Here is a 3,081-nt window from a genome sequence, read left to right as displayed (position 1 = left end):
GAGGGTGGGGTCAGCGACCCCGGGGCATCTGGCCCTTCGGCAGCTTCAGCCCCTTGGGCATGGGCCCCTTCGGCACCGGCATGTTGCTCAGCAGATCACCCATGGCGCGCAGGCGGTCGTTGACCTCGGTGACCCGCCCGCCGGCCAGCACCCGCGGGAACTTCAGGATCGTGGAGCGCAGCTTGCGCAGCGGCACCTGCCCCTCGGCGTTCCCGACGATCACGTCGTGCACCGGCACGTCCGAGACCACCCGGGCCATCCTGCGCTTCTCGGCGGCCAGCAGGGTCCGCAGCCGGTTCGGGTTGCCCTCGCCCACCAGGACGATGCCGCACTTGCCGACCGCGCGGTGCACGATGTCCTGCTGCCGGTTCATCGCCACGGCGGGGGTGAAGGACACACCGCGCTTCATGTTCTCCAGCACGGCCGCGGCGGCGCCGGGGCGGCCCTCCATCTGGGAGAAGGCGGCCCGCTCGGCGCGACGGCCGAAGACGATCGCGGTGGCCAGCAGCGCGATGAGCGCACCGAACAGCCCCAGGTAGATCGGGCGGCCGATCAGGAAGCCGATGGCGAGCATGACGCCGAACGTCCCGAGGCCCACCGCCGCCAGGATCCAACCGATCCTGCGGTCGACCCGCCTGGCCATCTTGTAGGTCAGGCCGATCTGCTTCAGCCGGCCGGGGTTCTCGGTGCTCTCCGGGTTCTCCGTGCTTCCGGAGGCCGTGGAGTCCGCCTTCTTCTTCCTCGCCATGTCGGCAAGTCTACGGGCAGGGGAGCGGCGGTGGACGCCGGGGAGCCGTCGGTCCGGTCCGACCGCGCCGGGAGCCCCGGGGACCCCGGCCGGGGAAGGTCTCCGCCCCGTCGCGGGGCCCGGTGGAGCGGGCCCCGCGACGGGGCGGAGGGGAGGGACGGGTCAGGCCGCGGGGGAGGCCGCGCCGCGCCTCTCCACGGCCTGCTTGTACAGGCGGCCGGCCCGGTACGAGGAGCGCACCAGCGGTCCCGACATCACGCCGGCGAAGCCGATCTCCTCGGCCTCGGCCTGCAACTCGACGAACTCGTCCGGCTTCACCCACCGCTCCACGGGGTGGTGCCGGGGGGTGGGGCGCAGGTACTGGGTGATGGTGATCAGCTCGCAGCCGGCCGAGTGCAGGTCGCGCAGGGCCTCGGAGACCTCCTCACGGGTCTCGCCCAGACCGAGGATCAGGTTGGACTTGGTGACCAGACCGTCCTCGCGGGCCCGGCGGATCACCTCCAGGGAACGCTCGTAGCGGAAGGCGGGACGGATCCGCTTGAAGATCCGGGGCACCGTCTCCACGTTGTGCGCCAGCACCTCGGGGCGGGAGGAGAAGACCTCCGCCAGCTGCTCGGGCACGGCGTTGAAGTCCGGGATCAGCAGCTCCACGCCGGTGTCCGGCATCAGGTCGTGGATCCGGCGGACGGTCTCCGCGTACAGCCAGGCACCGCCGTCGGGAAGGTCGTCCCGGGCGACACCGGTGATCGTGGCGTACCGCAACTCCATCTGCCGCACCGACTCCGCGACCCGACGGGGCTCGTCCCGGTCGAACTCGGCGGGCTTGCCGGTGTCGATCTGGCAGAAGTCGCACCGCCGGGTGCACTGCTCACCGCCGATGAGGAACGTCGCCTCGCGGTCCTCCCAGCACTCGAAGATGTTGGGACAGCCCGCCTCCTGGCAGACGGTGTGCAGGCCCTCCCGCTTCACCAGACCCTGCAGCTCGCGGTACTCGGGGCCCATCCTCGCCCGGGTCTTGATCCACTCGGGCTTCCGCTCGATGGGGGTCTCGCTGTTGCGGACCTCCAGTCGGAGCAGTTTGCGACCGTCGGGTGCGACAGCGGACACGTCCGACTCCCTACGACTTTCGATTCCTCGGCACACCCCAGGGTACGCCTTGACTTCCGCGGCCCGGGGTGGGTCCCCGCCCGCCTTGTCCGGGGCCGGGCCCGGTCCCCGGCCCCGGGCGGGGACGGGATCGGGGTCGCCCCCGGTCGGGGAGGGTCACACGGGCCGCGGCTCGGGTACCCCGGCACCCAGGACGGCCGCCAGTTCCCGCTCCACCAGCGGGAGCACCTCGGCGACGGTCACCTCCCGCCCCAGCTCCCGGGAGAGCGAGGTCACCCCGGCGTCCCGGATGCCGCACGGCACGATCCGGTCGTAGGAGGTGTTGTCGGGGTTGCAGTTGAGGGCGAAGCCGTGCATGGTCACGCCCTTCGCCACCCGGATCCCGATGGCCGCCAGCTTGCGGTCCTCGCCCCGCTGCCCGGCGTTGGAGGGCGCGTACTGCGGGCCGCACAGCCGGGGATCGAACTCCTCGTCGTTCAACCGGGGGTCGAAGTCCAGGGACAGTCCCCCGGCGGGGGCGGGGATCGCCCCCGGCGCGGCGTCGCCCAGCACCCACACGCCGCTGCGGCCCTCCACCCGGGTGGTCTCCAGGCCCAGGACGGCGCAGGTGCGGATCAGCGCCTCCTCCAATCGGCGCACGTGGGCGACCACGTCCACGGGGCGGGGCAGCTTGAGGATGGGGTACCCCACCAGCTGCCCGGGGCCGTGCCAGGTGATCTTCCCGCCCCGGTCCACGTCCACCACCGGCGTGCCGTCCAACGGGCGCTCGGATTCCTCGGTACGCCGACCGGCCGTGTAGACGGGTTGGTGTTCCAGGAGCAGGCAGGTGTCGGGGATCTCGTCCGCGAAGCGGGCGGTGTGCACCCGGCGCTGCTCCTGCCAGCCGGCGTGGTACTCGACCGCCTCCGGACCGAACCCGAGGTGGACAAAGCGCAGCTCACTCACTGCGGCGCTTCCTCTCGTCTCCGCGCCGCTGGTGTCGGCCGTTCCGACCCAGGAGGGCGCCCGGGACTCCACTCTACGACCGCGGGACAAGGCCGCGATACGCCCCCCGTGCTCACACGTACGGATGAATCGGGAGGCGAAACGCCCGAATGCGGCAATCCTCCGGCTACATTCACGCCGTTCCAGCAGGGCACCCGGGTGCCACACGGCCGTATGGCAGGAGACCGCATAGCTGATGTCCACGGAACGACCCGGAGACTCCTCCACCCCTGTCTCTTATA

At 71.8% G+C, this 3,081-nt stretch carries 3 protein-coding genes; all 3 read right to left on the bottom strand.

Features of this window, described 5'->3' with window-relative positions:
• Positions 1–10: 10 nt before the first annotated feature.
• On the bottom strand, positions 11–748 hold the full coding sequence (locus FOE67_RS21135; RefSeq protein ID WP_182666426.1) for a DUF4191 domain-containing protein: 738 nt from the start codon (positions 746–748) through the stop codon (positions 11–13).
• A gap of 162 nt (positions 749–910) precedes the next feature.
• Complete coding sequence (lipA, locus tag FOE67_RS21130; protein ID WP_182666425.1) at positions 911–1,855, bottom strand: lipoyl synthase; 945 nt, start codon at positions 1,853–1,855, stop codon at positions 911–913.
• Between the two features lie 156 nt (positions 1,856–2,011).
• Positions 2,012–2,800, bottom strand: coding sequence for a lipoyl(octanoyl) transferase LipB (lipB, locus tag FOE67_RS21125; protein WP_182666424.1), 789 nt, complete (start codon positions 2,798–2,800; stop codon positions 2,012–2,014).
• Positions 2,801–3,081: the final 281 nt, after the last annotated feature.

This window comes from Streptomyces calidiresistens (assembly GCF_014141525.1).
Taxonomy (GTDB): Bacteria; Actinomycetota; Actinomycetes; order Streptomycetales; family Streptomycetaceae; genus Streptomyces; species Streptomyces calidiresistens.
The sequence above is the reverse complement of the archived record's forward strand: the minus strand, read 5'-3'. Positions and strand labels throughout refer to the sequence as shown.